The organism is Tibeticola sediminis, assembly GCF_003843835.1.
Classification (GTDB): Bacteria; Pseudomonadota; Gammaproteobacteria; order Burkholderiales; family Burkholderiaceae_C; genus Tibeticola; species Tibeticola sediminis.
This window is the reverse complement of the sequence record NZ_RKQL01000009.1, coordinates 1-5,079: the sequence shown is the minus strand read 5'-3', so window position 1 is coordinate 5,079 and position 5,079 is coordinate 1. Positions and strand designations below refer to the sequence as shown.

Annotated in this window: 5 protein-coding genes; 2 read left to right on the top strand and 3 right to left on the bottom strand. The window is 66.8% G+C overall.

The features are described 5' to 3' along the window. Positions 1 to 576: 576 nt before the first annotated feature. Genes trfA through relB form a run of 3 tightly spaced genes read right to left on the bottom strand, consistent with a single transcriptional unit; the run spans position 577 to position 1,965 of the window. Positions 577 to 1,473 (bottom strand): plasmid replication initiator TrfA, encoded by an 897-nt coding sequence (gene trfA, locus EDC62_RS12910; RefSeq protein WP_245968881.1) that lies wholly within the window; start codon positions 1,471 to 1,473, stop codon positions 577 to 579. Next, entirely contained in the window at positions 1,470 to 1,757 is a 288-nt protein-coding gene (locus tag EDC62_RS12905; RefSeq protein WP_124224235.1) for a type II toxin-antitoxin system RelE family toxin, read from the bottom strand. Before EDC62_RS12905 ends, trfA begins: the two co-directional genes overlap by 4 nt. After that, positions 1,741 to 1,965, bottom strand: a complete 225-nt coding sequence (gene relB, locus EDC62_RS12900; protein ID WP_124224234.1) for a type II toxin-antitoxin system RelB family antitoxin — start codon at positions 1,963 to 1,965, stop codon at positions 1,741 to 1,743. The genes EDC62_RS12905 and relB overlap by 17 nt, the downstream gene beginning before the upstream one ends. 716 nt (positions 1,966 to 2,681) lie before the next feature. On the opposite strand from relB, the gene EDC62_RS12895 reads away from it, so the two are divergent. Both EDC62_RS12895 and EDC62_RS12890 read left to right on the top strand, forming a co-directional pair. After that, positions 2,682 to 3,491 carry a hypothetical protein gene (locus EDC62_RS12895; protein ID WP_124224233.1) on the top strand — a complete coding sequence of 270 codons (810 nt, stop codon included), beginning with the start codon at positions 2,682 to 2,684 and terminating at the stop codon, positions 3,489 to 3,491. Then, on the top strand, positions 3,446 to 4,096 hold the full coding sequence (locus EDC62_RS12890) for a hypothetical protein (RefSeq protein ID WP_124224232.1): 651 nt from the start codon (positions 3,446 to 3,448) through the stop codon (positions 4,094 to 4,096). Before EDC62_RS12895 ends, EDC62_RS12890 begins: the two co-directional genes overlap by 46 nt. Positions 4,097 to 5,079: the final 983 nt, after the last annotated feature.

Sequence of the window (5,079 nt, the reverse complement as noted above, 5' to 3'; positions counted from 1 at the left end):
CCCCCGGGGGGGTCGACTTCGCCGCGCCGCAGGCGCGGGACAGGGGGGGCGCAGCCCCCCGCGAAGTCTCCCGGTAGGCGCGCCGATCCGCCCCTTTCTGACGCGCCGGTGGAGCGGCGAAGCGGGGGGCCTGTTCATCGCCCCCCCGGCGCGCTTGCGCGCCAGAGGGGGGCCTGTTCATCGATCCCCGCCGCGCGCGCACACGCTCACGCGCACGCACGCATACACGCGCGCGCACACGCCCCCGCGCGCCCACGCGCACTCGCACGCACACACGCGCGCGCGGGGATTAAAGAAGGATTAGAAGAGGATTAGGGCGCCCGGGGGGGGCGCGCTAAGTTGTTGTTTTATAAGGAAAAATTGGGATTTTCGGCCTGTGGACACCCCGGTGCTATGCCGTGTCTCCCCCGGTGCTATGCCGTGTCTCCCCCGGTGCTATGCCGTGTCTCCCCCGGTGCTATGCCGTGTCTCCCCCGGTCACCCCGGTGCTATGCCGTGTCTCCCCCGGTGCTATGCCGTGTCTCCCCCGGTGCTATGCCGTGTCTCCCCCGGTGCTATGCCGTGTCTCCCCCGGTGCTATGCCGTGTCTCCCCCGGTGCTATGCCGTGTCCTGTGGATAAGATGCCTTGCCTGGGCCGCTGTCGGCTGCTTGCGCACGTGCACCAGGTCGGCACCATCGATATCCCACGTCCAGCCGGTAGCTTCAGCCAGCGCAGCAAGCGCATCGCGCAGTTCAGACCTGAAGTGATCGAGCCGCGCCGCTTCGCTGCCGCACAGCCGATGGATGGTCTGGACCTTGATTGGAAACGGCTGCGCATGCGTGCTGTAAAAGCCATGCAGCCACTGCGCCAGCGGCTGCCGCTTGAGCGCTAGCCGCTGCCCCCACTCGGTCTGCGTCCAACCGTCTGAACCGTAGAGGGCGGCGATCTTGGGGTTGATCACGATCACGTGCCGCCCCGTATCGTCGTCGCGGTACCAGTGATGAATGAGCTGGCCGGCGTAGGCCCGTTTGCCATCCTGCACCTCGACGACCGATGCCATGAGCCGCGACAGTGCGCCTTTGAGCCACTCGTGCTGACTCTTGCCGGTGCCACGCCCGATCGCCTTCAGGAAGCCGTGGCCGGTGAAGCGAATCTCGAGGCCAAGCCCGCCGGTGCGAGCGAGGTGCAGGCACTGCTCCCAGACGTCCAGATCGGCCTGATCCAGCCTGGGGCCGGTCTGTAGGATCGTCACGCCCTCGTATGAGGCGATCTCCTGGCGCTGCATGAAAGCCCGCTTGCCGCGCCGGATAGCCCCAAACAGCGCGCTACGCAAGATGCTGTTCGGCACCCCGCGCACCGGCTCGGGCCACAGCGGCAGCTGCACCGCTGGAGTGGGCGGCGGCGCTTCAGCAGGCGTCGAGGCCTGCGCGGAGGCCTGCGCGGCGGCTGCGCGCTGGCGCGCCCAGGCTAGCGCTTCGTCAAGCGACTTCAATTGTCGTCCGACCATTTCCGGTACACCTCCCTGCGGTTGCCGATGCGCACAACGAGGATGCGCAAGGCTCCATCCTCGATGCTGGCAACGATGCGATAGTCGCCAACGCGGTACCTCCAGAAGGCTCCCAGCTTGGAGCCCTTGAGAGCTTCGCCAATGCTGCGCGGGTCGTCGAGTTGTGCGACACGCTCGCGCAGAAAGGCTGTGATGCGCTTGGCAACGGTCTTGTCCAGCGCGGCCAAGTCTTTCTTAGCCTTCTCGCCGATTTCAATCCGCCAAGCCAAGATCGCGCTCCACTTCTTCCAGTGTGTAGGTGCGGCTGCGTCCTGCGCGAATGTCGATCAGGCGCTGCTCTGCCAGATACAAATCTTCGAGGTCGGCCAGGTGCTCAAGAATGGCTTCGCGGGCATAGAACGTTTTCGTGCGCCCGGTGGCCCTCGCCAGCGCTTCGAGACGGGTCTCTATTTCGGGGGGAAGTCGGATTGCAAGCATGGTCGGCTCCTGCTTTAAATGCGATATACAAATATATCGCAAAATCTGCGCCAACGCCAGAGGGGGAGCCGCCGAAGGCGGGGGCGCAGCCCCCCGCGCCAGCGAGCGCGGGCGGCAAGGCCGAAGGCCGCGCAGGCCCGCAGGGCCGGAGGGGGGGGCCGGCGAAGCCGGGGGGGCGGCGTTCAGCCGCCATCCCCCCGCGCGCCACGCGCGCGGGCCGGGGGGGAGCCGCGATGGACTCAAGCGCGCAGCGCCCGCGAACGCGGGCCGAGCACTTGAGCCAAGCGAGCGCCGAGCTTGCCGAGGCCGAGCGTTCGCGGGGGGGCGAAGCCCCACCCTCGCCGCTTCGCGGCCACCCCGTTCCGAGCCCCCGAATGGGGGCCGGAGCGAAGCGAAGCCGCCGACAGGCGGTCGCGAACGGGGTGGCCGCGAAGCGGCGAGGGCCACGAGGGAGCGAAGCGACCGCTGTAGCGCCCGCAGGGCGCGTGAAGGCAAGTCGAAGCCAGGGGCGAGGGGCGTCCAGCCCCGAGAGGAAGCCGACCGCCCTAGCGGGCGCGCCGAAGGCGCGAGGCTTCCGACCCTGGCTTTGACGCGCAGCCGCGAAGCGGCGAAGTCTCACGCACAACAGACACTCTGTCATTGCACATACGCAACGCACTTGCACAAGCCACGCCATAATGCAATACTCTGTGCGTGTTAAACAAGGAGCATGTGCGATGAGTGAGTGCGAGAAAACGGCGGCGCGCGAGCGGCTGATGGCCGCGCGTCGAGAGCTGGCGGCGCAGGGCACCAGCACCCGAGCCGTTGGCCGCGAGCGGCTGCTCTCCATTTGTCATTGGACCTACCGGTGGGGCTGGTCAGCGCCGGCGGTCTTGGACTTGTTTGGCGGGTCCAGGCGGGGGCTGTCCGCGCGGGCGGTTAAGGCCGGAAAGATGGAAGAAACAGCAACGGCTTCGGGCGGCGCATTAGAGGACGTGCCGAAAAAACTCCTCACGCTCACGGACGCCGGGATTGCATTCGTCGAGAAACACATCGACGAGTCAAGCCTGCTCGAACCCGAGGACGCGCTGCGAATAAATCAGGCAAACTTGCGCCACGATTTTCTGGTGCAGAAGGCCACGATCAAAAATCTACGGTTCGGAAAGATCATTGGATACCAGACGCCCAAAGAAATAGCCGAACAATCGAGGAAAGATGAGAAGATACCGGACGCTTTATGGATCATGCCCGACTGCCGAAAACTCGCAATCGAGTTAGAGCTTACGGCAAAATTCAAGAGGCGATTGGACGACTTCGTCCACGGGGTAGTTCGGGCTCTAGACGGCGACCCCCCGCGGTTCGATGGATTCGTAATCGCGAGCGATTCAAAAGCAATCCTCTCTCGATACAAGGCGGCATTCAAACCTGGGCAACAAGTCGCCAGATGGGAGCGGGATAAGCAATCGCACTGGCGAATTAGTGGATGGGAAGAGGTGCCGGAATGGGTACAGGCAAAAATCACCTGGCTGCTGCTCTCCTCGCAATAACGGCTGCCCTTCTGCTGGCCGGGTGCGACATGGCCGCGGAGAGGCGAGCGATTGAAGCCGAGGCCAAAGTCACGATGCTCGAAGAAAAGCTGAAGGCAGCCGAAAAAAAAGCGGCGCTTTCAGAAGGCTACAGACGGGCGGCTGCGGTCGCGCAGGCCTGCGACTGGCCGATCGTGTGGCGGCTCTGCCCGGCCGAGGATCTGGCGGTCGGAAAAGCCGCCCTGGCGAATCAGTACACCGCCGACTCGGGTGTGTTCTGGGCAGCCCGAATCGGCCTGTTGGCCGCGCTCGGCGCCGCGCTCGGCGCAGCCATAGCCGTGGGCCGGGCGCTGTGGCTTCGGATCGTCGCGCCGTTCCAGGGCGAGATCGAGGAAGCCCGGCAGATGATCGCAACAGCAAAGGAACAGGCCGAGCGATGGCGGATCGCCGAGCGCCAGGCACAAAGATCGGCCCAACAAGCAGCGGAAGAGGCCGCAGCGACACGCGATGAGCTGGAGGCCTTGGCAGCCCAAAAAATCGACCTCGAGGCCGATCTGGCCGCCGCAAGGGCCGAGCTCAAGCGCGCGAGGGACGATCTTGACGCGCTGCGCGGCGGGTTCTTGTGAACGCCTGCTCTCCGCCGCCGCCTCGCCCAGCACTACGCGCGCGCGGCTCGCCTGGCAATCCCTGCGCCAGCCCGTCGTGCTGCGGCATATCCTCGCCCGACCCCTTCGGGGCTGCGCGGGCTGTCACATGGCTTGCGACTCGCCTTTAATGCGCGCGCTCCGTGCCCCGGGCGAGGCGAGGCGGCGGCGGAGAGCAGGCGGCGGCAGCCCCTGCCCGCGCCCCCACGAAAAAAGTTAGCCTGCCCCACCCCCCCCGCCCCCGCCCCGAGGCGGGGGAGCGAGGCTCAGCGGCAGTGAAATGCCCCCAGGAGCCGCGATCTGCCGGGCTACGTAGGGTAAGGCTTGCCCTGCGAAAAAACGGCTCTAGCGCCGTTCTGGCGGTTTCTGAAGGGGTGTAGGCGCACCAGCCCCCTCTCCTTCCTGGGCTGGGCGACAGAAGGGAGGGGGGAGCCGCCGCGCAGCGGCGGGGGGAGGGCTTGCCCTCCCCCGGGGGGGTCGACTTCGCCGCGCCGCAGGCGCGGGACAGGGGGGGCGCAGCCCCCCGCGAAGTCTCCCGGTAGGCGCGCCGATCCGCCCCTTTCTGACGCGCCGGTGGAGCGGCGAAGCGGGGGGCCTGTTCATCGCCCCCCCGGCGCGCTTGCGCGCCAGAGGGGGGCCTGTTCATCGATCCCCGCCGCGCGCGCACACGCTCACGCGCACGCACGCATACACGCGCGCGCACACGCCCCCGCGCGCCCACGCGCACTCGCACGCACACACGCGCGCGCGGGGATTAAAGAAGGATTAGAAGAGGATTAGGGCGCCCGGGGGGGGCGCGCTAAGTTGTTGTTTTATAAGGAAAAATTGGGATTTTCGGCCTGTGGACACCCCGGTGCTATGCCGTGTCTCCCCCGGTGCTATGCCGTGTCTCCCCCGGTGCTATGCCGTGTCTCCCCCGGTGCTATGCCGTGTCTCCCCCGGTGCTATGCCGTGTCTCCCCCGGT

Excerpts from the sequence above, each read along its gene's own strand:
- relB (WP_124224234.1), bottom strand. The coding sequence starts at position 1,965 with ATGCTTGCAATCCGACTTCCCCCCGAAATAGAGACCCGTCTCGAAGCG.
- EDC62_RS12895 (WP_124224233.1), top strand. The coding sequence starts at position 2,682 with ATGAGTGAGTGCGAGAAAACGGCGGCGCGCGAGCGGCTGATGGCCGCG.
- EDC62_RS12890 (WP_124224232.1), top strand. The coding sequence starts at position 3,446 with ATGGGTACAGGCAAAAATCACCTGGCTGCTGCTCTCCTCGCAATAACG.